The organism is Bacteroides acidifaciens, assembly GCF_024623065.1.
Lineage (GTDB): Bacteria > Bacteroidota > Bacteroidia > Bacteroidales > Bacteroidaceae > Bacteroides > Bacteroides acidifaciens.
In genome coordinates this window covers 39,855-64,235 of record NZ_JANJZR010000010.1, presented here as the reverse complement: position 1 = coordinate 64,235, position 24,381 = coordinate 39,855, and the positions used below count along the sequence as shown (strand labels likewise).

Below are 24,381 nucleotides of genomic sequence, written 5' to 3'. Positions count from 1 at the left end.
TTATGAAACGATTTGCATCTCATTATTTACTGATACCTGACATTGGATTTATAAAGCAGCAGGTGGTGGAGATAAATGATGAAGGAATTGTCCAAAATATATTCCCATTGACTGAAGAAATAGAGTCTGTCGAATGGATGCCGGGAGTTATAGTTTTGTTTCCTGTGAGTCGGATGGAAGAAATAGAAAACACTGGGATGAATTTGAAAAACATCCCAGTGTTTCAATTAAATCTTCCTGTTGCTGCCAATCAACCTTCCCATTGTTTGGGGAAGTTTCTTGATGAGTTTCAAAGGCGGGGAGAAGCCTTGCTCCCTTATTTATTCTATCCCTTTGATTTTATTTCCATGCAGCCTGTCGACGGAACTCGGCACAGATTACTGCGGTAGCAATGGCTACATTCAGTGATTCGGAAGTTTCCTGCCCTTGCGGATAATTGGGTATATATAGCTTCCGGTTGATTAATGTTTCCACTTCTTTCCCTATACCGTTTCCTTCATTTCCCATAACAATCAGTCCGGTAGTGGATAATGGCTGCTCGTACATGTTTTTCCCGTCTAGAAAAGTACCGAACACAGGAGTATTATCTCCGAGTGAACGGATAAAATCCGGAAGAGAAGTATAATGTACCTTTACCCGTGCGATTCCGCCCATGGTTGCCTGCACTGTTTTGGGATTATACACGTCTACCGTATTTTGTGAGCAAATGATATGCTCGATACCGAACCAATCAGCCAACCGGATAATGGTACCCAAATTTCCGGGATCCTGAACATCGTCCAATGCCAGGCAAAGGGAGTGGCAGGCTACTTCCGGATTGAGGGTATATTGGGGCTGCTCAAAAATAGCAAGTACCTGTTGGGGAGTTTTCAGCAGGCTGGCTCGTGAAAGTTCTTCCTGAGAAACTTCCACAAGTTCGTTTGCATGAATATCCGTGTGCTTTTGGAGCCATAATGAAGTGGCAGCCAAAAAACGACAAGGAAAATGCTCAAGCAAATCGCCTACCAGTTTGGGACCTTCGGCAAGAAAAACTCGTTCTTCCTTACGTATTTTCTTCTGTTCCAGCGAGTGGATATACTTTATTTTGTTTTTACTCAGTGATGCCATAAATTTGATATTCTTTTGCAAAGCTATAAAGATATTTCCAATCTATCCTCACTTTGCCCTCTTTTTCTTAATTTATTTTCCTCATCGGAAAATATAATTTATCTTTGTAATCGTATTTTTTATACTATCGACGTAAAAACCGTATGAGGAGAAATTTCCTTTTTTTGATTGCTTCCGCTGCTGTCCTGTCACTTGCTTCGTGCACTGCCACTAAGTTTGTGCCGGATGGTTCTTATTTGTTAGATGAAGTCAAGATTCGTACGGACCAGAAAAACATCCGCCCTTCTTCTTTGCGCATGTATGTGCGTCAGAATCCTAACGCCAAGTGGTTCAGTTTGATAAAGACGCAGCTTTATGTCTATAACCTTTCGGGACGCGACTCTGCCAAATGGGGGAATAAGTTCTTGAGAAGAATAGGGGATGCCCCTGTGATATACAGTGAGGAAGAAGCGTTACGTTCTGAAGAAGAGATTACTAAAGCTGTACATAATATGGGATATATGGCGGCAACGGTGAAACGTTCGACGAAGATAAAAAAGAAAAAGATAAAATTATATTATGATGTGACAGCGGGAAAACCATACATTGTCCGAACTATTAAATATGACATAACTGACCCTAAGATAGCCGGTATCCTGAAAAGGGATTCTGCCGGAGGCCTGCTGAAAGAGGGAATGGATTTTGATGTCAATATATTGGATGCGGACAGGCAGCGTATCACGGACAGACTGCTGCGGAATGGTTACTATAAATTCAATAAAGACTATATTGGTTATACTGCTGATACAGTACGCAATACTTATAATGTAGATTTAACCCAATCTTTGCGACCATATAAGCCTCATGCCAGTGATTCTGCAAGAGCGCACCAGCAATATTGGATAAACAAAATTAATTTCATTACAGATTATGATGTGTTGCAGTCTTCGGCGATGAGTAGTGTGGAAATCAATGATTCTGTTCATTATAAAGGATATCCGATTTATTATAAAGATAAGCTGTACCTGCGCCCTAAAGTGCTTACGGATAATTTGCGTTTTAGCTCCGGAGATTTGTATAATGAACGGAACGTGCAACATACATATTCCAGTTTCGGACGTTTGCCTGCATTGAAATATACTAATATCCGTTTTGTCGAAACTCAGATAGGCGATTCGGCGAAACTTGATTGTTATGTGATGTTGACTAAAAGCAAGCATAAATCCATAGCTTTCGAGGTTGAGGGAACTAACTCTGCCGGTGACCTGGGGGCGGCGGCCTCCGTCTCTTTCCAGAACCGGAACCTTTTTCGTGGTTCGGAGACTTTTATGATAAAGTTCCGTGGAGCTTATGAAGTGATTTCCGGTCTGCAGGCAGGTTATTCGAATAATAACTATACTGAATATGGGGTAGAGACAAGCATTAATTTCCCTAACTTCCTGTTTCCTTTTCTTTCTTCGGACTTTAAGCGGAAAATCCGCGCTACTACGGAGTTTGGATTACAGTATAATTATCAGTTGCGACCTGAATTTCTGCGCACGATGGCTTCTGCCAACTGGAGCTATAAATGGAGTCAACGTCAAAGAATACAACATCGTATCGATTTGATTAACATAGGTTTCCTCTATTTGCCGCGTATTTCCGAAAAGTTTAGGGAGGATTATATAAATAAGGGGCAGAATCAGGTTTTCCAATATAATTATCAAGACCGATTGATTATAAATATGGGATATAGCTATAATTATAATAGTGTAGGCGGTTCTATTGTAAATAATACAATTGCTGCCAACTCATATTCTATTCGTTTTAATTTCGAATCAGCCGGAAATATAATGTATGCTTTGTCCAAAGCAACGAGTATTCGTAAAAATGATAATGGCGAGTATGCAATACTGGGGATTCCTTATGCACAATATCTCAAAGGCGAATTCGATTTTGCTAAAAACATAAGAATAGACCGTCGTAATTCATTTGCATTTCATGCAGGTGTAGGAATTGCGGTTCCTTACGGAAATGCAAAAACAATCCCGTTTGAGAAGCAATATTTCTCAGGTGGAGCTAACAGTGTCCGTGGTTGGTCTGTACGGGATTTGGGACCGGGTTCTTTTGCGGGAAATGGGAATTTGTTGGACCAATCCGGTGATATTAAGCTGGACGCCAGTATCGAGTATCGGAGTAAATTATTTTGGAAGTTCCAGGGAGCGGTATTTGTAGATGCCGGCAATATCTGGACTATAAGAAGCTATGCGAATCAGCCGGGTGGCGTTTTCGAGTTTGATAAGTTCTATAAGCAGATAGCGGTGGCTTACGGATTAGGGCTGCGGCTCGATTTGGATTTCTTCATCCTTCGTTTTGACGGGGGGATGAAAGCGGTTAATCCAGCTTTTGAGACAAGGAAAGAACATTTCCCTATTGTCCATCCTAAATTTAGTCGTGATTTTGCTTTCCATTTCGCAGTGGGATATCCTTTTTAATCAGCCATTTATCATATTCCCTTGTTAGTTCGAGCGTATCTTGCAGGGTATTTATCTGCTTCGTTTTTCCATTAACCGGATTTATGATAAGCACGTTCTTTATTTGGCAGACAACTGTGGCTCTTTCGGTATTGGCATCTATTTCGCTTGAAATAACTGTGGCTTTAGCAGCTCCTTGTGTTTTTAATTGATTCAAGTGGACTTGCCGGACATTAGATGCCCAAAAACTAAGGTAGGATAGGGAAGACGGAGTACTCAACTCTTGGGCTACCGGATAATTGAAGTTATAGAAGGCTTCACAGAAATCTATAGCCGTTTGTTCTATTTGAGTTTTGGGTGTTTGTTGCTGGCATGATAAACATATGAATAATAAGGATGAAAGGATAATTATGTATAGCTTATTCATAATATGAAAGAAATTTGTAGAATAGAATGATAATGAAAAAGGAGATGAAACTCACTTGGACAGGTTTCATCTCCTTGATATTTGTCTTTTGTTTATTAGCGGGCCGCAAACATCAGGTTGCTTGTTGTAGCCTGGCGAGCTGCCATCATACCTTGGGCATCCAAGGTTACATTCATTTTTTCACCGTTTGGTAAGAACAAATCGGCTGTGCCGTCATTGTTCATCTTTATCAGTTCCGTGCTTTCACCGTTTGCTACAACATTCCAAGTATTGGCTTCTTTGTTGTAAATCAGATCCATGGAAGCAGTTTCACCTTCTTTTGTGATAGAATAACCATTCTCTAGCGTTTTCACCATGTAGTTGCCATTTTCTCCTTTTACTTTCTTCACGTCACCTACATTAGCCATCGGATTAGAGCCACTCCAGAATTCAATAGAGTTGATTACTAGAGCGTCTGCCACATAAGCTACTCCGTAAACCGGAATGATGTTGAAAGCCAAAAATACAAGTTCGTTTACAAATTTGTTTCCAACAGACTGGTTCCAGGAAGACAAGCGATTGAATAAACTAAATGAACCTACGCAAGAACTGAATAATAGGCTGCCGCTAAGTACTACTGCGACTAAAGACAGTTTCCCTCTTTTCATGTCAAAATGTTTTTGATTAATAAAAAATGTTTATATATTCTCTTTTAGATGTATGCAAATATAGTATTTTTTTATTAATCAACGTTATTGTTCCTATTTTTTGTATGATTTAGATTTTCGCCGTTGTAATTCGTTCCCGATAATATGGTCGATTGAGAATTTACCGGGACCGGCAATATATATGATTATAAATACGATTAAATAAATGAAGGCCATTTCTTTAACTGCAAATGCATCATTCGCGTGAACGATAAAGAAAGCCACGATCATTGTAAAAATCATCGGAATCATTGCCAACCGGTACAGGAAGCCGACGATAAATGCCATTGAACACACAAGCTCGCCAAAAATAGCCAGTCCGAGAGATATTGGACTTCCTATTCCCAAAGGATCAGGAAAGACCGCCGATAGTTCCTGAAAATTGCTCCATTTCTGAATGCCATGGTTCATTAATAATATTCCGAATATTATCCGGACTGCCAGCAGCAACAAAGAAACTTTTGTTGTATTGGGCTTGGTAGGAAATAAAAAATTGTAAATCATAAGTTGTCCTATTTTTAAGTTCATCTCTATTTGCAATAAACGTAAAATATCGTTAGTTTGTTCTATGCTGATGATAAAAAACAGAAAGGTCTGATATTGAAAAGAAAGTAATAACTTTATTCATGAATAAATAAACTTTGTATCTTTGTCGAAAAATAGAATAGATATGACGCAACATTATGACAATGAATCAGTTCAGGAACTGCTGGGCTGGGCGAAAAAAATGCTTGAGACTAAAAATTATCCGACTGAAAAATATCAGCTTAACAAGTGTACTACTATTATTGATGGTAAACAGTATTTGGAATCTTTAATCGCGATGATTGACAGAAACTGGGAAAATTCTACTTTTCATCCCATTATTGAACAGTTATGGGAATTTAGGGAGAAATGGGAGAATAAAGAAGCATAATAGAACATACGAATGGTATTGCCTATAAATATATGTGCACTCTAATCACGCTTGATGAGAGTGCACAATTTTCAAAATAAACATATAATACTCGTGATTTTAATAAGGGCACGAGAAATAAGGGGATGCAAATATACACCGAATAGTCGCAAAAATCGACTGTTTAGTCACATTTTTAATCAAAATAGGCAAAATTCACATTTATTTGAGCGTCTAAAAAGGTAGCCATCTTCTTTTCTTTTTCAAGGATGTTTTTTCCTCTTCTCCATTTTGACTGTATATATCTGCGAATGTCTTTTTTTCTTTTATCATTTCATAGATAACTCCCCAGTCCGGCAGTCCGCCCAAATTGCGGTCGTCTATAAACATGTCGGCTTTCAGCTTTCGGGAGAAGCCTTGGTGGTCTTTTTGTTCTTCAGGATAATCCTTGTTGACAGCATAAAACTCCAAGCCTCTGGCTTTGCACCATTCGACAGCTTCGTCCAAAAGTGAACCTTCGCGCACACTCCACAATATCAAACGGTGCTTTTCTTGTTGCAACAACTTCAGTGTATCTACTGCGAATGGAATTTCTTCACCAATACGCGGGTAACGATGCTCTACAATCGTTCCGTCAAAATCAACAGCTATAATCATAGTTCTTTTTTAATACCTAATTTTAGACAAAGATACGGACAGTAAATCAAAAAAACGTATCTTTGTTCCGAATTAACATTATAATAAAAATTATCACTACATGAACAATTCCCCTCAGCGTGCTGCCAAAGGCTTTACGAGAGCATTTTGGGTTAGCAACACAGTCGAACTGTTTGAACGTATGGCGTATTATGCCGTTTTTATCGTTCTCACTATTTATCTATCTTCTATTTTAGGTTTTAATGATTTTGAAGCAAGTATGATTTCCGGTCTTTTCTCCGGCGGGTTATATCTGCTTCCTATTTTCTCCGGTGCTTATGCCGATAAGATCGGTTTCCGAAAATCAATGATTATAGCGTTCTCTTTATTATCTGTCGGATATTTGGGGCTAGGAGTTTTGCCTACTTTATTAGAGACGGCCGGATTAGTAAGTTATGGCGCGACGACCCGGTTTAACGGTTTGCCTGATAGCTATTCCCGTTGGATGATTGTGCCTGTCTTGTTTATTCTTATGGTGGGTGGTTCTTTCATCAAATCCATTATTTCAGCTTCTGTGGCTAAGGAGACAACAGAGGCTACCCGTGCCCGCGGTTATTCTATTTTTTATATGCTGGTGAATATAGGTGCTTTCACCGGTAAGACGATTATTGATCCTTTGCGGAATGTGATTGGCGAGCAGGCATATATCTATATCAATTATTTTTCTGGAGCGATGACTATTATTGCTTTGCTTGCTGTTGTTTTTCTTTATAAATCCACTCATACGGCAGGAGAAGGAAAGAGCCTTCATGAGATCGGGCAGGGGTTCATGAGAATTATAACGAACTGGCGTTTGTTGATTCTTATACTGATTGTCACAGGATTCTGGATGGTGCAACAACAACTTTATGCCACGATGCCGAAGTATGTGATTCGTATGGCCGGCGAAACGGCAAAGCCGGGTTGGATTGCCAATGTGAATCCTTTTGTGGTGGTATGCTGTGTTAGTTTTATCACACGTCTGATGGCAAAGCGTAGCGCTATCACTTCAATGAATGTGGGAATGTTTTTGATTCCTGTTTCAGCTTTGCTGATGGCATGTGGAAACCTGCTCGGCAATGACTTGCTTTCCGGGATAAGCAATATTACGTTGATGATGGTGACAGGTATCGTTGTGCAGGCACTTGCCGAATGTTTCATTTCGCCACGCTATTTGGAATATTTCTCTTTGCAGGCTCCTAAAGGGGAAGAAGGGATGTATTTAGGATTCAGCCATCTGCATTCTTTCCTTTCGTCTATCTTCGGTTTCGGATTGGCGGGAATCTTATTGACCAAATATTGTCCGGATCCAGCCTTGTTCGAGACACGTGCAGCATGGGAAGCTGCTAGCGCAAATGCACATTATATATGGTATTACTTCGCTGCAATTGGTCTGATTGCTGCTATAGCATTACTATTATTTGCAAAGATCACCGAATCCATCGACAAAAAGAAGAAAGCTAATCAGTAAATTTCTCCTTTTTTTACGTATATTTGCCGTCACTTTGCTGTAAAAGTTGACGGCATTTTTATTTTTTAACAAAGAAGATAAAACATGAAAGTAAAATTTATAAGCTTAGCGAGTGGCAGTAGTGGGAACTGTTATTATCTAGGCACTGAAACCTATGGAATACTGATAGATGCTGGGATTGGTATTCGTACTATAAAAAAGACACTGAAGGATTTCAATATCTTGATGGATAGTATCCGTGCCGTATTTATTACGCATGATCATGCGGATCATATCAAGGCTGTAGGCCATTTGGGTGAGAAGTTAAACATTCCGGTTTACACAACGGCACGTATTCATGCAGGAATCAATCGCAGTTATTGTATGACGGAGAAGCTTAGTTCGTCAGTTCGTTATTTGGAAAAACAGGAACCTATGGTTTTAGAGGATTTCCGCATTGAATCTTTTGAGGTTCCGCATGATGGTACGGATAATGTGGGATACTGCATCGAAATAGATGGCAAAGTATTTTCTTTTTTAACTGACCTTGGGGAGATTACTTCTACAGCAGCTCATTATATTGGCAAGGCACATTATCTGATTCTGGAAGCTAACTATGATGAAGAAATGCTCAAAATGGGTCCTTATCCTCAATATCTGAAAGAGCGGATCACAAGTAAGACCGGACACATGAGTAACTCGGATACTGCTGAGTTTTTAGCGGAAAATATCACGGAACACTTGCGATATATCTGGTTATGCCACTTGAGTAAAGATAATAATCATCCGGAGTTGGCTTTTAAAACTGTAGAATGGAAATTAAAGAACAAAGGTGTTATTGTTGGCAAAGATGTGCAACTGCTTGCTTTAAAGCGAAATACGCCTTCCGAGCTTTATGTGTTCGAATAAAAGCGAAAAAAATATAGTAAAAAAGCTGCATTATTGTTTGGTCAAATAAAATAAAAGACCTACTTTTGCAACCGCAAACGAGGAAATAAGCACTCTTAGCTCAGTTGGTAGAGCAACTGACTCTTAATCAGTGGGTCCAGGGTTCGAGTCCCTGAGGGTGTACTAATTCCGAAGTTGCAACACAAATTTAATGTTGCACTCTTAGCTCAGTTGGTAGAGCAACTGACTCTTAATCAGTGGGTCCAGGGTTCGAGTCCCTGAGGGTGTACAAAAAGGAGATGGCTAAAGTTATCTCTTTTTTTGTTATATAGGTGTATAGGGGCAGTCCGACAACGAATTGGGGGCAGCCCGAAAATTTAAACATAAAATTGGAGTGGCTCATCTATATTCATAATCCATGCTATTGATATCTGAACCTTCGCTTTTTAAGGTGAGGCTTGGGCGTTGAAAATAAAACCCGGCTACTGATTTTCAGTAGCCGGGTTGTTACGTTATTATGTTTGATTTTTATCAAACAATAAGAATTGGTTTTGTGACTATCTTGGGGTTATAATAAGATGTGATATCTTATTAGTCTTCCCATTGGTCTGGAAATTCACCTTCATCAATATCCAAATTTGGGTCTCTCGGTACCTCCACTTCTTCTTCAGATTCAGACCAGGCTTCGACATCTACAGTAAATTTGATTTCTCCTGTTATAACAGACTCACCTTTGTTTTCATCTTCAGTAGGATCCACAAAGCCTGCTCCTGTAGTAAAGTCCAAAGTATACACGTATTTTTTTCCAGCTGCCCACTCAATTCCAACAGGTATGGCAGCCCATGCATAGTCTCTTTCATCACCATCGAATGGGTATACTAATGCGCCAGCTTTGGTTGTGACCCGTACAAGTACTGAGAGGTATGCCTTTTTGTTTGTATTGTCAGAATCTTGTGGTTGCCATGCTTCTAATCTTTGCGGAAGTAGCATGGCATTATCTCCGGCCATAAATGAAGTAGCTTCTGCTGATAATTCTGTTGGATCAGCATCATCAGCATACACTTTTTCATATATTGCCACATCAACATCTTCATCCTCTGAAAGTTCCCATGTTCCATTTTTAAAATCAAAGGAAGCTTTTGAACAAACTTTTCCAATACGTATACCTTTTACTTTGAAATCATAGCTTGTATTTTCGCTTTTACCCTTAATTTCAATCTGTGAAAGACGATGGGCGAACTTCAAAGCTACACCTAATTCTGCATCATTCTTGCTACCTGTGGCATTTGCAGTAATAAAGTCTACTTGTTTGGAAATCTCTTCAGCAGGTGAAAAGTCAAGGGTAAGATTTTTATTTGTATTGTCAGTCTTAACGATGGTTCCTAAATCTGTCGCAGAAGGAGCATAAGCGTAAAAAGTCAAACTTGAACCATCACCAGGGTAATAATATTTATCCTCTGATGTAAAATAAGTACTTTCTCCTTCTTCCTCTGCCTCTGTTCTTTTGAACTCTAAGTTTTCGAAATACGGAAAATTTAATTTGTTCTCGTTAAACGCTGTAACATAGAATTTGTCAAGGTTGGCAGTGGTTGTTTCTGTGGCACGTGTCGCCATTGCAGTACGGAAGTCGATAGCTCGCTCAGTACCAGTGTTGATTTCCAAAGTTTCGTCGTTTGAACACGATGTCATGGCAATTGCTGCCATAGCTGCTAAAAATAATTTCTGTTTCATAAATAAAAAAATAAAAATTTAATTAGAAATAAAAATTTAGTTGTGTGAATTAATTATGATTTGTTTACATCTCGATGTCTACTTCTATATCCTCCCATTCGTCAACTGAGGGGTCGAAACCACCGCCATCGACGATCGGCTTCGGAATTGGTAATTTTTCCAACAGGATATGCACATGCTGTGGGTTCGGAGCTGTATGGAACTGTTTGGTCACATCATATGTGTAGTACCATTTGCTGCCATCTGCCAACACGGTGTAAACAACCAATTTATGGCTGTTCTGAGTGAACGGGCAGTGACCGAAACTCTGTATCCCACCTGTTATGGTTGTCTTGTCGGCCGACATGGCGACCCCGAAGGGGATTGTGACCCGTTCTTCGGACAACGCGTTCGGTCCTATGCCCGGCAACATGCCGCCTGCCATGGTTGAGATAGAGGCGCTGACGCCCGATACATATTTCAGGTTTTCAGCATTTCGGATTTCGATGGTACATGTGTGTATCGATATTTCCGGATAAAGCGTAAGCGATTGACCGTCGGTAGCTTTTTTCAGTTGTATGTTTTCCGTATGGTCGCTCCACACACGGTCCGGCTCCAATGCCACACGTTCGTTTTTCGTCCCTTCGGCGCGGGGCGCATTTTGAGAGGGCACACCCAATGAAGAAAGACGTGACAGGAGTGCTGTCGTGCGCGTCGTCACCTCGAAAGTTGTTCTTTTATCTGTGTTGCGGTAGTAGATGCCTTCTGTGTCGCTGTTCAGGCACAATGCGTCATAGTGTCCCGCCGGTACCCGGATTTTGCCGCCTTTATGACCTGCGAACTCGTAACGCAGCGCCTTGCCACCATCCTGTGGAAACAGGTAGAGCGACATGGATTTGGGAGACGCGTCGGGGGCTTTCGCCCAGTCGAAGACAACCTGTAGCTGCGTTGTGTGCGGATGGTCGTGGCATAGCTCTTTGTGCTCACATCCCACCATCAGCAGGGATGTTGTGAGATAAAGCATATGGGTGGAGAAACAATGTGTCTTTTTCATCGTTTACCTCCTTTCCCGTTGCAACTATTGCGTCCGACGAACCACACCAACGATATTTCCGCTTTCGTTGGGCCAAACCAGCGACGCTGTTTGGTACTTTGCCACACATTACACCCATCAAGAGGCAGGTATTCATGATATTGCCCCGTCATGTAACCTGCACCAAGCGTGAAGTCGATGCTAAGTTTTCGGTTGACAGGTAGTGAATAACCATACTCCAATCCTACAGTATAATTAGCTTTATCTAACAGTGTACCACCCGGTGTTCCTGCCATATAGCCACGACCGCCGGTTTCGAAATCATAAGTCAATATTTGGCTGTAGATGCCAAGGTGATGCCCGGTGAGTGGATTTTTGGTTGCACGACGACCAATATATTTACGGATGCCCAATTCACCTCCATATATACGCCAGTAATTATGGCGCGTGTCGTTTTTCCACCATGAGTACATCCAGTTGCAGCCGACAGACCATCCTTGCCCGATGTGCAATTCCGCACCTATGTTGGGAATAAGAAGTGCATCGTAGAGCATATTGGTTTTCAGAACCATACAGAAAGGCTTGAGTGGTGCTGACACTGGAGCTGTGTGTGTGCTCTCTAAACTCATAGGTAGAGTCTCAACTTTTGGAGCAGGGTGATTGGCTATAGCAATAGGCCGCTCCAATTTTGGCAGGCGCTCGAATTCGCAGTATATATTTACATTCGCACTTCGCAACTCAGGAAAGAAGTGTCTATACATATACTTATAGGGTTGTCCACCGTGTTGCGTTTTCAACTGCTGCTTGCATTCGTCTTCGATTCCGCTGTTACATGACACCTGTTTTGGCATGGTGTGTAAAATCTCAAGAACTTCGTCTTTATAAGACATATCCGATGCTGAGACTAGCTTTTTCAACCCTTCCCAGTTTATACCATGCGAATTAAATTTCATTAGTGAATCGGGGAGTGATGTGTGATTGTGCAAGTAATCCATAATTTGGATTGCCCGCTTATCCGAAAGGCGCCTGTTAAGACTACTGCTTCCTTCCGGTGAAGTACCGACATCTATATGAATGTATCGTAGACGAATAGTCTGGTCTGCCTGTAGCGCACGGAACTGTGCGGCAAACATCTCCAAACGTGTACCATTATTTCGATATGCAGATTCCAAAATTGAATAACCTTGCCGGAAATAAACGCGTACACTGATCGTATCTTTGTTTAACGTACCTTCTGCCATGACCGTACCGGTGAAAAGCATCGACACTATCAGCAGTAGAATTCTGTATTCCATTTATAAATTAATCCCAATTATAGAATTTCCCTCTGGTTTGCTCGCTTGTCAAACCTATACATTTTTTATTTTGCAACTTCTTTCCCTAAAAAGAATTACGGTGCAAAATTAAAAATAATTTAGCGGATTTTCTAAACTTATATTAGTTAAAAAAAAATAATGAATATTTTATGGATGTATGAAATTATTCTATTTGATAAAAGAAATATTGCAGTTGTCGTTGTAATCCAATGGTGTTTAAACAATTGAATTAAAAGTTTTTATTCACTAGATAGATATAATAAAGTTGCTAAGACAAAGTAATAATTGTAGGACTAAAAAATGGAGTAAAATATTCCTCCTTATTTATATAAATATTTACGCTATTACTTGGTTTTTTGGGGGGGAGCTAAAAATACCGCTGCTTGAATTTGAATTCAAACAGCGGCTTTGTTTATATTTCTATTCTGATGGTTAGAACTTGAAGAAGTTCTTAGCGTTATTGTAGCTAATATCTTCAATCATCTGGTTGACACGTACCATTTCAGATGTCGGGATTTCTCCATTCTCTACATCACGTCCTACAAGATTACATAATGTACGACGGAAGTATTCGTGACGAGGATAGGAGAGGAACGAGCGCGAATCTGTCAACATACCTACAAAGCGGCTTAAAAGACCGAGAACAGATAAGGCGTTCATCTGCTTTTCCATACCATCTTTCTGATCCAGGAACCACCATCCTGAACCGAATTGGATTTTTCCAGCTATAGAACCATCCTGGAAGTTACCTAACATAGTAGCGATAACTTCGTTTGCGCACGGATTCAGGTTGTAAAGGATTGTTTTGGTCAGTTTGCCATTCGTATTCAGGCGGTCGAGGAATTTAGCCATTGCTTTAGCGGTTGTAAATTCACCGATAGAATCAAAACCGGTGTCGGGGCCTAACAGTTTAAACATTTTGGTGTTGTTATTGCGGATAGCACCGTAGTGGAATTGCTGAGTCCATCCTTTTTCCCAATCCATTTCTCCGAAAATGACAAGCATTGCAGATTTGAACTTCAGGATTTCTTCTTTAGTCAATTCTGTACCGCCATATACCTTATTAAATATAGCCTTAATTTCTGCATCTGTATAATCTTCTGCATAGAACTCTTCGATGCCATGGTCAGACAGACGACATCCCTGTTCTGCGAAGAAATCATGACGTTTGCGTAAAGCGGCAATCATATCATCGAAGTTGGTGATAGTAACACCGCTTACTTCTGCTAATTTTTCTACATAAGCACGGAAATCAGCAGGCACTTCTACAGCCATCGCCTTGTCAGGACGCCAAGTAGGCAACATCTTTACTTCAAATCCGCTTTCACGGGTTTTGATGTGGTATTCCAGTGAATCGATAGGATCATCCGTAGTACATACGGTTTCTACATGGTAACGACGCATCATTCCGCGAGCTGAATATTCGGGTTGAGCCAGCTTCTCGTTACATTCGTCGTAAATCTCACGTGCAGTTTGCGGGTTCAAGATCTTGTTGATGCCGAATGCTGTCTTTAGTTCAAGGTGAGTCCAGTGATACAACGGGTTGCGGAATGTATAAGGAACGGTTTCCGCCCATTTCTCGAACTTTTCCCAGTCTGTGGTATCTTTTCCTGTGCAGAAACGTTCGTCTACGCCATTGGTACGCATTGCACGCCATTTATAGTGGTCTCCGCCTAACCATATTTCAGTCAGTGATTTAAACTTGTAGTCGTCAGCTACCATTTGAGGGATTAAGTGGCAGTGATAGTCGATGATCGGCATTTTAGCCGCATGCTCGTGATACAACTTTTGTGCAGTTTCTGTCTGCAACAAGAAGTTTTCGTCCATGAAGTTCTTCATTATTACTGTGTTTTAAGTATATAAAATTATTACTTTCCGTATTTATACCTATATAGTATTGATATTAAAGCTAATAGGTGTAAATTTCGTTTTAGTTTTATTAGCCGTTATCGAACACAAAAATAGAAAATTTACTTGTAGTAACAAAATAATTCGTATATTTGCAGCGATTATTTATAATATTTAAGTTTTAGCACTATGGAGGACCAGAACTATACCATTAAAGACATAGCCCGCATGGCCGGTGTTTCCGCCGGAACGGTTGACAGGGTACTGCACAATCGGGGTGACGTATCTCCCAAGAGCAAAGCTAAAGTACAAAAGGTGTTGGATGAGATTCATTATCAACCGAATGTATTTGCTATCGGATTGGCTGCTAAAAAGAAATATTCTTTCATTTGCTTGATTCCTTATTATATAGAACATGATTATTGGCATTCGGTAGTGGGTGGTATTGAACGTGCACGGCAGGAATTGCGTCCTTTCAATGTGAGTGTGGATTATCTGTGCTATCATCATGGTGATGAGGAGAGTTATCGAGAGGCTTGTTGTGCTATTAAGGATAGTAATGTGGATGCTGTTTTGATTGCTCCGAATTTCCGGGAAGAAACGTTGTCATTGACAGCCTATCTGCAAGAGAACAAGATAGCTTATGCCTTTGTCGATTTTAATATGGAAGAGGTGGATGCGTTGACATATATCGGGCAGGATTCATACAAAAGTGGATATATTGCGGCCAAAATATTAATGCGCAATTATTCGGTAGGAGAAGGGCAGGAACTGGTTCTGTTTTTAAGTAATAATAAGGATAATCCTGCTGAAATACAGATGCAGCGCCGTTTGAAAGGTTTCATGAACTATATAACTGAAGAGTACAACAATTTGACGATTCATGAAGTGGTGCTCAATAAATCCAACCAGGAAAACAATCAGCAGACATTGGATGAATTTTTCCAGGCGCATCCGAAAGCTGTGCTTGGCGTTGTCTTTAATTCCAGAGTCTATCAGTTAGGGGAGTATCTTCGTCATGCAGGACGTAGTATGAAGGGATTGATAGGATATGACCTTCTGAAAGCAAATGTAGATCTTTTGAAATCGGGTGATGTGCATTATCTGATAGGACAGCGTCCCGGATTGCAAGGATATTGTGGAGTGAAAGCATTGTGTGACCACGTAGTATTTAAGAAGGCAGTCGATTCCGTGAAATATATGCCCATCGACATATTGATTAAAGAGAATATTGATTTTTATTTTGAATTTGTATAATATCAACTTTATAAATTACAACTAACATGAAAGCATTAAACAAAGAAACTGCTCCTAAAACACAACGTCCGGAGCGTATTATCCAATTTGGCGAAGGTAATTTCTTACGCGCATTTGTAGATTGGATTATTTATAACATGAACCAGAAAACAGACTTTAATAGTAGTGTGGTAGTGGTTCAACCGATTGATAAAGGTATGGTTGACATGCTGAATGCACAAGACGACCTTTATCATGTCAATCTTCAAGGATTGGATAAAGGAGAAGTGGTTAACAGCCTGACAATGATTGATGTAATTAGCCGTGCCTTGAACCCTTATTCTCAAAATGATGAGTTCATGAAGTTGGCAGAGCAACCGGAAATGCGTTTCGTTATTTCGAATACTACAGAAGCCGGAATCGCTTTTGATCCAACTTGCAAACTTGATGATGCTCCTGCTTCATCATATCCGGGTAAATTGACTCAATTGCTGTATCATCGTTTTAAAACATTCAACGGTGATAAAACGAAAGGTTTGATTATCTTCCCATGCGAACTTATTTTCCTGAACGGCCATAAACTGAAAGAAACGATTTATCAGTATATTGAATTGTGGAACCTGGGTAATGAATTCAAGACTTGGTTTGAGGAAGCTTGTGGCGTGTATGCGACACTGGTAGACCGTATCGTTCCGGGATTCCCGCGCAAGGATATTGCTGCTATCAAAGAAAAATTGCAATATGATGATAACTTGGTTGTTCAGGCTGAAATTTTCCATCTGTGGGTAATCGAAGCTCCGCAGGAAGTGGCTAAAGAATTCCCGGCTGACAAGGCAGGTTTGAATGTATTGTTCGTTCCTTCGGAAGCTCCTTACCATGAACGTAAAGTTACTCTGTTGAATGGTCCTCATACGGTTCTTTCTCCGGTTGCTTATCTGTCCGAAGTGAATATCGTTCGTGATGCTTGTCAGCACGAAGTAATCGGTAAATATATCCATAAGGTGATGTTTGACGAACTGATGGAAACATTGAATTTGCCGAAAGATGAATTAGAGAAATTTGCTAACGACGTATTGGAACGTTTCAATAACCCGTTTGTAGACCATGCAGTAACAAGCATTATGCTGAACTCATTCCCGAAATACGAAACTCGTGACCTGCCGGGATTAAAAACTTATCTCGAACGTAAAGGTGAACTTCCGAAAGGATTGGTACTTGGTTTGGCTGCTATCATTACTTATTATAAGGGTGGTGTACGTGCAGATGGTACTGAAATTGTACCGAATGACGCTCCTGAAATCATGAATTTACTGAAAGAACTTTGGGCAACAGGGTGCACAAAGAAAGTTGCTGAAGGTGTTCTGGCTGCAGAATTCATCTGGGGTGAAGACCTGAATAAGATTCCGGGATTGACAGAAGCCGTGAAAGCGGATTTGGATTCAATTCAGGAAAAAGGTATGTTGGAGACTGTGAAAGGTATCCTGCAATAGATAAGAGACGACGAAAGTCGAACATGAATATAAGGGGCGTTTTGATAGGAAATATAACTTTCAAAACGCTCTTTTTGTTTGCTTATTTGGAATGGTTGGTTAATGATTATTAAAAGTGAAAATTCTCTGTTTCTGCATTTTTTATTTTTCTCATTCTTTATTTTCTTACTTTCCGCGTTTTTGAAAGCTTCAAATCCTTAGTAGGCCGTTTATTTTTTATATGTCACCTGTTTTCTTTCTGTTTTTATTTTTAATATATTGATTTACAGTTATATAATTCATTTGATTGACTTGAATTTGCATTTTGTATGTCTTATTTCATATTTGTAAATAAACAAAGAATGAAACTGCCTTTTTTCAAAATTTCCCTATTAGGAAATCTTGAATAAGACTTATACCTTTGTTGTGAAGTCAGTAGAGTGACTTCTGTATATTGTATCACTTTTTAATCTATAGCAAATATGGCAATAAGATATAAAAAGAAAAAAATCACCTTGTGTTTTGACAAGGACAATAAGGTGGAAAAGTATGTTGCGGCAAATGTACTAGTGGGAAGCATCAACTATAACAAGTTATGCGACGAGGTAAATCAGCGGACGGGTATCCATCGGGCTATGGTGGACGTAGTGCTGAAAGGCGTACAAGATACCATGGTATCTTTCATAGAAGAAGGGTTCTCTGTGAAGTTGGGAGAGTTTGGTTCATTCCGTCCGGCTATCAATGCGGAAAGCCAAAATAGTGTAGAAGACGTGAATGCCAATACAATTATTAGGAGAAAGATAGTCTTTACTCCGGGAAGTGCGTTCAAGGAAATGCTTGGCTCTGCGAGCATAGAGTTGTTTGGCGGTAATGTGGCAGATACGAATGGTGGCAACAGTGGTGAGCCTGACGCAGGTGGTGGTTCTGGTGGAGATTCTGGAGAAACCCCGGATCCTGATCCGGCGGCTTAGTTTTTACTAAAAATTGCTTTTGATAGGGAAAGTTCTTTCGGGAACTTTCCCTATTTTTTTGACATTTCGGGTAGGTATGGTTTAAATCGTCGTTGGGCAACGGCGAATTCATGGTTGCCCAACGATGATTTCACCGTTGCCCAACGGCGAATTTGCTATTAGGAGCAGAGTTTTAGTAAGAATTGCATACGGAAAAACGGGACTTCTACTGGGATTATATTTTGTTCTCCTTTCTTTTTTCCACCTACCTTTATAAAAGAAATAGGAGGTCTTTTGTTTTTTTCCTGTATCAACCTTTTCAAAAAATGTTATTTGTGAGAAATAATTTTTATCTTTGCAGCGTTGTAGTGGCGTAAGTTGCTCAACATTATATTGATTGATGAAAGTGTTTAGCTTTTATCCTTATACAGGAAATCTGGTAAATTTCAAAAGACATAAGGATGGCAATAGCACTCGTCACTTGTATCGCAATGTGTGTTTTTGTTACATACGCTTTATGAGTGTGGGGTATTGTTTATTTATGTCTTGGGTTTACCAGAACCTCCTGTATAGATAGACTAATAACTCCACACTTTCTTTTTTGCTGTTTAACAAACTGCTATTGGAGTTGTGACTGTGAAATTAATTTTACTTATTATGATGAAATCCGTTTTATAATATATGCTATCCGTTTTTTAAGAAGAAGCATTTTAAGAAGAAATAATACTCTCATTAGAGCGCCATATTGAAGAAAAAACGTATCTTTGCAATTGTTAAGACACAATTTGTGCTTTAGCAGACATAAGAAAGCGTTTTTGCTTTGTCCCGAAACTGAAATTCGCCAAATTTTATTCTAGTGGACAGAGGCAATATGACGCTCATTCTGTTTTGTATATATTCGTACAGCCTATGCTGTATCCATATGTCAAAATGGCGTGAGAGTATTGTTTCTTCTCGTTCATACTAGAAAGGCGTTTGGCGATGCCTCAGTTTCGATGAACTGGCAGACAAGTCTCACGCCTTTCTTGTATTCAATAGATTAATAATCATTGCTGAATTTGGAGACTTATAGGCATCATTTTATAATGATGTATTATGGAAAATGAATTTACTTCTTTAAGTCAGGAAGTCATTTTAAAATCACTTGATTGGGCATATGATAAAGCTGTCAATGGGATTTCAGGATTAGATTCTGCACAAGACATGGCAAATGATTATTTAAAGAAAGAGGGTTTATTGGTAGATAAAGTGGACTCTCTAATTAGATGGCAAAATACAAAAGCAGGCACAAGTGGATTTATTACAGGGGTAGGCGGACTTTTAACACTACCGCTTACCCTCCCTGCTAATATAACTAGTGTTCTTTATGTCCAAGTTCGTATGGTTGCCGCCATAGCGATTATGGGTGGGTATGATGTAAAAGATGACCGTGTAAGAACTCTTGTTTATTCATGTATAGCAGCAACTTCTACTGCTGAAGTAGCAAAAGATTTTGGAGTTACTCTTGGTAGCAAATTAGCGATACAAGGAATAAAGAAAATATCAGGTGAAGTCTTGAAAAAGATAAATCAAGCTGTTGGATTCAAACTACTTACTAAGTTTGGACAAAAGGGAGTTGTTAATTTAGGTAAGACTGTTCCTTTCATAGGTGGTATTATAAGTGCAACATTTGATGTTGTGACAACTAATACTATAGGAAATATAGCAAAAGATACCTTCTTGTAGAAGATTCATAAATAGATATATTATCTCATTCTGCTTTAATAATTTAAATATTTAAGGTGTTAATTTGTATTTTATTAATCAATATATACAATCATGAAAAAACAAATTAAAATTTGTCTGGCAATTTTTTTTCTTTTTATCAGCTTAATAAGTATGGCGCAAAATAATAGCGAACAGGAGCTAATAGAAAAAGCCACTTTAGGAAATCCTGAAGCACAATTAAAGGTTGGAAACAACTTTCATAAAAAGAAAGATTACATAAAGGCTTTAGAATGGTGGTCTAAAGCTGCTGCTCAAGGAATTCCAGCAGCTGAATATCAAGTCGCATATTGTTATCTCACAGGCGAAGGGATAGAAAAGAATGCCACTAAAGCTTTTGAATGGTTCTCTAAAGCTGCTACAAAAAACTATGCATCAGCACAACATGTATTAGCTATAATGTATGGTAATGGCGATGGAGTAGATATGAATAGAGATTTATCTTGGGAATGGGAATTTAAAGCAGCTGAGAATGGTTCTCGTGATGCCCAACTTTTTATTGGTGAATATTATTTTAAAAGTGCGATTGACCTAGGACAAAGTATTAATAATTTGGAGAAGAAAAGCGAATTGCTCACTAAAGCAATAAAATGGTTGTCACTAGCCGCAGCACAAGGGGAAGTAACAGCGCAATTGAATCTCGCAAATTATTATAACCAATGGGGATCTCAAATCGGAAATTCGTTAAAATATATCATACCAGCAGCGAAACAAGGTAATAAAATAGCCAATGAAATGTTTCAAAAGATAACAGGTATTTCATTTTCTGAACTTGATAGTACTTATAAAAGTAAAATAAAAACATACACAGGAGATTATCCTATAGGAGTTCCTTATCCAAACTCTAGCTCTAATTGTACTTATCAGTATTATGAAGTAGGATATCAAAGAATTTTCCATGGAAAATTTCAATGTGAATCAATAAGTAAAAAAGGAGGTATGCAAGCTCCTTATAGCCTGAAAATTGAAGGAGAATTTAAAGATGATTATAGAGATGGGGCTTGGAAGATAAAATACATTGACCCCTTCTTAAGAAAGATTGAAATTGATGTATTAATAACATATTTGAATGGTATACCTAATGGAACATTTCAATATCAGGAAAAAGAAACTACTACAGGAAAAATATTGCAATTAGTAAACGCTGAATATAAAAACAATATTTTAGTAGGGAGGTTCACTTCACATAGAGATGGCTCATCTTTAGAAACGGAAATGGATGAGAATGGCTATTTACATGGCAAATATACTGTAAAGTCTCCCAAATTCATCTTAGAGGGAGATTTTGAACATGGAGTTACTAATAATTTGTATAAACGAGATTTACAAACAGGTGAAGCTGTAAAAGTTAATCTTAATAGAAACGGGTTAATATCTGCTCCATGGGGGGGAAATGATAATATAGTATATTTACTACATGAAAAATATAGTAAAGGGGTAGCAATATCTACAAAAGGTATTAGGATATACCCAGGTTGGGGGGGATTTGTACAACATTAAGAAAACAGGATGGGAACTATTGGTAATAAAAGAAAAAGTCGGTAGTGGTCAGTGACACTCTATATCAGCGTGTGAAAAGCATTCATCTTCCTATTGTATCCTTTATGCAGTTTTAATAGGATATTTTCTTTACAAAAAATCTCGCAAATGGTATTTTCCTTGGAACATCCGGATATAGTGTGAACATAAAACAAATAAGGATAGGAACATCAATAATAATGCTGATGCCTATCCTTATTATTTTTATGACTACCTGAGTGTGTATACCTTTTTCCGAATATATTAAATATATTTCCCAGTAGTTAGCTCCTTTTTGAGAAACAAATAAACATACTTGGGACTTTGGATATATAGCTCTATTTCAGAATCATCTAATTTTTGGAAAAGTTCCGAATGATAAATGGCTTTTAAAGCTGTTTGCATATCCCAATGAAAATCATTCATCAGATAGATTGTCATCTGACTGACGATGCTTTGCACTAAATATTCTTTCGTATTCATAATCTTCTCAGTAATTTGATAGCCTTAGGTGTTCCAAAATAATATTGATTATTCAGTTTCCTATATTTTAATGTCTCTGCCAATGTAGCCAAGTTAATATATCCATCTTTGAAAAGTCCGATTTGTAGGGCAACACCATCATCCGCTATAGGCCCTATAACTGCATCGTAATTATGAATAATATTTTTGCTAAAAAAGGAGAATTTATTCAGCAGCGTGTAAAATAAACGTAGTAGCCCCAATAGTCACAATAGCACCATCCTCGATACGTATCCGATCCTTATCCCTCAGAATTTCATTCATCAGAAATGTACCTGTCAGGCTGGGAGCATCACGTAATGTATAAACAAGTTTTCCTTGTTTATTGCGTTTTATATTGATGATGCAGTGGCGGCGATCCATGCTCATATCACCACTTTCGATAGGAGTATTAATATTGGTTCCTACGCAACGTCTTCCTATGACATTATCTCCTTCTTGCAACGGGAGTATTTGTTTGAACCCAAAAACATTTTCGATAACAGTGATATATCCGAATTCTTCTTTATGGGATTCAGCTTCTTCTTCCAAGTTTTCTTCCTTTCTAAGAGCCTTTACTTTGCTTTTTCCAAGCCGGATGCTGAACTGTTTGCCACAATGTTCGCAAACAAATACAAGCGATTGACCTTCGCTATATTTGGTTTCATCAAAATAAAGGTAATTCTCGCATTTGGGACAAAGAACTCGTTTCATGCTTTTTATAGGGGATTTTATTTTGCCAGTAACCAGGCATTCTTGTAGTTTTCATTTTTTCTAAGCTCCAATAGCTGTTTGGTAGCTTCTTCACGTTTTTCGAATGAACGGATGCTGACACGTACTTTGCCATCAGTATTCAAGGCTTTTGCTTCTGCAAATCCTTTTGCGTTCAATTGATTTGCCATAGCTTCTGCGTCTTTAAGGCTAATTCCGCCTGCTACTATAATATGATAAGGATGATCTACCTTCGCTTGTGGCTTAACAGATACAGGGGTGGGGGCAGCTTCTTGTTTAGCAACTTTTACTTCTTTTACAGCAATAGGTCTTGATGTTTGTGCTTTATTCGCTGTTAGCTTTGGAGTAGATGAAGTCTTGCTTGAAGCGGAAGACTTTTTAGCTTTTTGTGCAACAGCAATATTATTTTTTACAAGAACGGGAGTTACTGCAACCGATTGCTTTTCGATTTGCTCAAAAAGCTCACCGGGCAATAACTGTGCATAATTGTTCTTCTGAACATCGGTATTCTCTACCGGAGTTGAAAAAGCAAAAAACAATACGATAGCGGCAATCATAGCGGCTGCATTACGAAGAAATGCACGGTTGATGCTGATTTCATAAGTTTTTTTCTCTTTTTCCAGATTAGCAGGTACTAGTACCTTTTCTTTCTGTTGCAGAGTAGAAAGTTCGTGCATTTCAAAAGAATCCAAACCATAAAGTGAAGGAGTCGTTATCTTATAATCATAAGGGATAAATTCATAATTTCCATAAATGTTATAATGAATTTCACCTATATTCTCCAAATGCGCTTTACCTTCCTCATGAAGAAGTCCGATAAACTCGCTTACTTCTTTTTCTACGATGCGGTTGGCATCAGCAAAACTCGTGTCGTAAATTGACATATAAGATTGTACCAATACTCCGTCGTTCAACTTTAATTGTGGATTAAAGCCGATAGTACGGGTAGGGGGCAAAAAAAGATTCTCTTCTTTTATATGAGTTGCAGGAGCATGATGTGCTACGAATCCACCAAATCCCGGAACGATAACGCAGTCGTTTTCCAGTAATAAAATCTCTATATGTTGTGCCAATTCAATCATGTGTGCAAAATTAAGAGATAAATTGAATATATCCCAGAAAACTACGAAAAATTCACTACTTTTGCATCGTTTTTTTATTACTATAACGATGAACTATATACAGACGGAAATAGACGGAGTGTGGCTGATAGAGCCGAAAGTGTTCTCCGACGAACGTGGCTATTTTATGGAAGCCTTTAAGCAAGAAGAGTTTGAAGCCAATATCGGGCCTGTAAATTTTGTACAGGATAATGAATCGAAATCTTCCTTTGGCGTATTGCGCGGATTGCATTATCAGAAAGGTGAATATAGCCAGGCCAAATTGGTTCGCGTCATTAAAGGAGAAGTGCTGGACGTTGCTGTTGATTTGCGTAAATCATCACCCACATTCGGAAAACATGTGTCCGTATTGCTTAGCGAGGAAAATAAGAGACAGTTTTTTATTCCACGTGGCTTTGCACATGGTTTTGCTGTATTAAGCGAAGAAGCTATCTTTACGTATAAGGTAGACAACAAGTATACTCCACAGGCAGAAGCTTCTATTTTATATAATGATGCAACATTGGGAATAGATTGGCCGCTGACTGACTCGCAAATGGTATTGTCTTCCAAGGACAGAGAGGGGACGGCTTTCAAGAATGCTGCATATTTTGAATAACTTCTAAAGCAATAAAATATAAAGT

At 38.9% G+C, this 24,381-nt stretch carries 24 protein-coding genes and 2 tRNA genes; 13 read left to right on the top strand and 13 right to left on the bottom strand.

Annotation, left to right across the window (positions count from 1 at the left end; all coding sequences use genetic code 11):
- The first annotated feature begins 2 nt into the window (after window positions 1–2).
- Entirely contained in the window at window positions 3–389 is a 387-nt protein-coding gene (locus tag NSB03_RS04845) for a hypothetical protein (RefSeq protein WP_024987514.1), read from the top strand.
- Here NSB03_RS04845 and NSB03_RS04840 read toward each other — a convergent pair.
- Window positions 340–1,107: a TrmH family RNA methyltransferase gene (locus tag NSB03_RS04840; protein WP_136013744.1), complete on the bottom strand. Its 768-nt coding sequence runs from the start codon at window positions 1,105–1,107 to the stop codon at window positions 340–342. The genes NSB03_RS04845 and NSB03_RS04840 overlap by 50 nt on opposite strands.
- Before the next feature lie 143 nt (window positions 1,108–1,250).
- Here NSB03_RS04840 and tamL point away from each other — a divergent pair, with 143 nt between their 5' ends.
- The gene (gene tamL, locus NSB03_RS04835; RefSeq protein ID WP_136013745.1) at window positions 1,251–3,560 is read left to right on the top strand and encodes a translocation and assembly module lipoprotein TamL; all 2,310 of its coding nucleotides are present in this window, start codon (window positions 1,251–1,253) and stop codon (window positions 3,558–3,560) included.
- On the opposite strand, the gene NSB03_RS04830 is transcribed toward tamL, so the two are convergent.
- The 3 genes from NSB03_RS04830 to NSB03_RS04820 form a co-directional block, all read right to left on the bottom strand.
- A complete protein-coding gene (locus NSB03_RS04830; protein ID WP_121764972.1) occupies window positions 3,514–3,966 on the bottom strand; it encodes a nuclear transport factor 2 family protein in 453 nt (150 codons plus the stop codon). The genes tamL and NSB03_RS04830 overlap by 47 nt on opposite strands.
- Before the next feature lie 95 nt (window positions 3,967–4,061).
- Entirely contained in the window at window positions 4,062–4,613 is a 552-nt protein-coding gene (locus tag NSB03_RS04825; RefSeq protein ID WP_024987515.1) for a DUF3332 domain-containing protein, read from the bottom strand.
- Window positions 4,614–4,706: 93 nt separating this feature from the next.
- Window positions 4,707–5,156 (bottom strand): DoxX family protein, encoded by a 450-nt coding sequence (locus NSB03_RS04820; protein ID WP_121765041.1) that lies wholly within the window; start codon window positions 5,154–5,156, stop codon window positions 4,707–4,709.
- 166 nt (window positions 5,157–5,322) lie between these two features.
- Here NSB03_RS04820 and NSB03_RS04815 point away from each other — a divergent pair, with 166 nt between their 5' ends.
- A complete protein-coding gene (locus NSB03_RS04815) occupies window positions 5,323–5,568 on the top strand; it encodes a DUF6965 family protein (RefSeq protein WP_024987516.1) in 246 nt (81 codons plus the stop codon).
- A 213-nt stretch (window positions 5,569–5,781) separates the two neighbouring features.
- Here the strand turns inward: NSB03_RS04815 and NSB03_RS04810 are convergent, their stop codons facing one another.
- A complete protein-coding gene (locus NSB03_RS04810) occupies window positions 5,782–6,204 on the bottom strand; it encodes a BT0820 family HAD-type phosphatase (protein WP_121764975.1) in 423 nt (140 codons plus the stop codon).
- A gap of 100 nt (window positions 6,205–6,304) precedes the next feature.
- On the opposite strand from NSB03_RS04810, the gene NSB03_RS04805 reads away from it, so the two are divergent.
- The 4 genes from NSB03_RS04805 (at window position 6,305) to NSB03_RS04790 (ending at window position 8,849) form a co-directional block, all read left to right on the top strand.
- A complete protein-coding gene (locus NSB03_RS04805) occupies window positions 6,305–7,693 on the top strand; it encodes a peptide MFS transporter (RefSeq protein ID WP_024987517.1) in 1,389 nt (462 codons plus the stop codon).
- 84 nt (window positions 7,694–7,777) lie between these two features.
- Window positions 7,778–8,581, top strand: a complete 804-nt coding sequence (locus tag NSB03_RS04800) for an MBL fold metallo-hydrolase (RefSeq protein ID WP_175629331.1) — start codon at window positions 7,778–7,780, stop codon at window positions 8,579–8,581.
- 89 nt (window positions 8,582–8,670) lie between these two features.
- Window positions 8,671–8,743 (top strand) — tRNA-Lys (locus tag NSB03_RS04795).
- Window positions 8,744–8,776: 33 nt separating this feature from the next.
- Window positions 8,777–8,849: transfer RNA gene (locus NSB03_RS04790), tRNA-Lys, on the top strand.
- A gap of 302 nt (window positions 8,850–9,151) precedes the next feature.
- Here the strand turns inward: NSB03_RS04790 and NSB03_RS04785 are convergent.
- From NSB03_RS04785 to uxaC, 4 genes are all read right to left on the bottom strand, one after another.
- The gene (locus NSB03_RS04785; RefSeq protein ID WP_024987006.1) at window positions 9,152–10,291 is read right to left on the bottom strand and encodes a fimbrillin family protein; all 1,140 of its coding nucleotides are present in this window, start codon (window positions 10,289–10,291) and stop codon (window positions 9,152–9,154) included.
- Between the two features lie 64 nt (window positions 10,292–10,355).
- Window positions 10,356–11,267: a DUF5119 domain-containing protein gene (locus NSB03_RS04780; RefSeq protein ID WP_257466258.1), complete on the bottom strand. Its 912-nt coding sequence runs from the start codon at window positions 11,265–11,267 to the stop codon at window positions 10,356–10,358.
- Window positions 11,268–11,320: 53 nt separating this feature from the next.
- Complete coding sequence (locus NSB03_RS04775; protein ID WP_024987008.1) at window positions 11,321–12,598, bottom strand: DUF3575 domain-containing protein; 1,278 nt, start codon at window positions 12,596–12,598, stop codon at window positions 11,321–11,323.
- A 453-nt stretch (window positions 12,599–13,051) separates the two neighbouring features.
- Window positions 13,052–14,458: a glucuronate isomerase gene (gene uxaC / locus NSB03_RS04770; RefSeq protein WP_024987009.1), complete on the bottom strand. Its 1,407-nt coding sequence runs from the start codon at window positions 14,456–14,458 to the stop codon at window positions 13,052–13,054.
- A gap of 198 nt (window positions 14,459–14,656) precedes the next feature.
- Here uxaC and NSB03_RS04765 point away from each other — a divergent pair, with 198 nt between their 5' ends.
- The 5 genes from NSB03_RS04765 to NSB03_RS04745 all read left to right on the top strand — a co-directional run bounded on the left by NSB03_RS04765 (window position 14,657) and on the right by NSB03_RS04745 (window position 21,386).
- Entirely contained in the window at window positions 14,657–15,724 is a 1,068-nt protein-coding gene (locus NSB03_RS04765) for a LacI family DNA-binding transcriptional regulator (RefSeq protein WP_024987010.1), read from the top strand.
- Window positions 15,725–15,750: 26 nt separating this feature from the next.
- The gene (locus NSB03_RS04760) at window positions 15,751–17,193 is read left to right on the top strand and encodes a tagaturonate reductase (RefSeq protein ID WP_257466255.1); all 1,443 of its coding nucleotides are present in this window, start codon (window positions 15,751–15,753) and stop codon (window positions 17,191–17,193) included.
- 461 nt (window positions 17,194–17,654) lie between these two features.
- The gene (locus NSB03_RS04755; RefSeq protein WP_024987011.1) at window positions 17,655–18,143 is read left to right on the top strand and encodes an HU family DNA-binding protein; all 489 of its coding nucleotides are present in this window, start codon (window positions 17,655–17,657) and stop codon (window positions 18,141–18,143) included.
- A 1,074-nt stretch (window positions 18,144–19,217) separates the two neighbouring features.
- Window positions 19,218–19,847, top strand: a complete 630-nt coding sequence (locus NSB03_RS04750) for an EcsC family protein (RefSeq protein ID WP_128824293.1) — start codon at window positions 19,218–19,220, stop codon at window positions 19,845–19,847.
- A 93-nt stretch (window positions 19,848–19,940) separates the two neighbouring features.
- On the top strand, window positions 19,941–21,386 hold the full coding sequence (locus tag NSB03_RS04745; RefSeq protein ID WP_257466254.1) for a tetratricopeptide repeat protein: 1,446 nt from the start codon (window positions 19,941–19,943) through the stop codon (window positions 21,384–21,386).
- A 282-nt stretch (window positions 21,387–21,668) separates the two neighbouring features.
- On the opposite strand, the gene NSB03_RS04740 is transcribed toward NSB03_RS04745, so the two are convergent.
- Genes NSB03_RS04740 through NSB03_RS04730 form a run of 4 tightly spaced genes read right to left on the bottom strand, consistent with a single transcriptional unit; the run spans window position 21,669 to window position 23,719 of the window.
- Entirely contained in the window at window positions 21,669–21,887 is a 219-nt protein-coding gene (locus NSB03_RS04740) for a hypothetical protein (protein ID WP_024987013.1), read from the bottom strand.
- Entirely contained in the window at window positions 21,884–22,129 is a 246-nt protein-coding gene (locus tag NSB03_RS20855) for a DUF3990 domain-containing protein (RefSeq protein ID WP_128824294.1), read from the bottom strand. The genes NSB03_RS04740 and NSB03_RS20855 overlap by 4 nt, the downstream gene beginning before the upstream one ends.
- Window positions 22,092–22,619 carry an FHA domain-containing protein gene (locus tag NSB03_RS04735; protein ID WP_024987014.1) on the bottom strand — a complete coding sequence of 176 codons (528 nt, stop codon included), beginning with the start codon at window positions 22,617–22,619 and terminating at the stop codon, window positions 22,092–22,094. The genes NSB03_RS20855 and NSB03_RS04735 overlap by 38 nt, the downstream gene beginning before the upstream one ends.
- Before the next feature lie 17 nt (window positions 22,620–22,636).
- Window positions 22,637–23,719, bottom strand: a complete 1,083-nt coding sequence (locus NSB03_RS04730; protein WP_024987015.1) for an HU domain-containing protein — start codon at window positions 23,717–23,719, stop codon at window positions 22,637–22,639.
- Window positions 23,720–23,807: 88 nt separating this feature from the next.
- Here NSB03_RS04730 and rfbC point away from each other — a divergent pair, with 88 nt between their 5' ends.
- On the top strand, window positions 23,808–24,356 hold the full coding sequence (rfbC, locus tag NSB03_RS04725; RefSeq protein ID WP_024987016.1) for a dTDP-4-dehydrorhamnose 3,5-epimerase: 549 nt from the start codon (window positions 23,808–23,810) through the stop codon (window positions 24,354–24,356).
- Window positions 24,357–24,381: the final 25 nt, after the last annotated feature.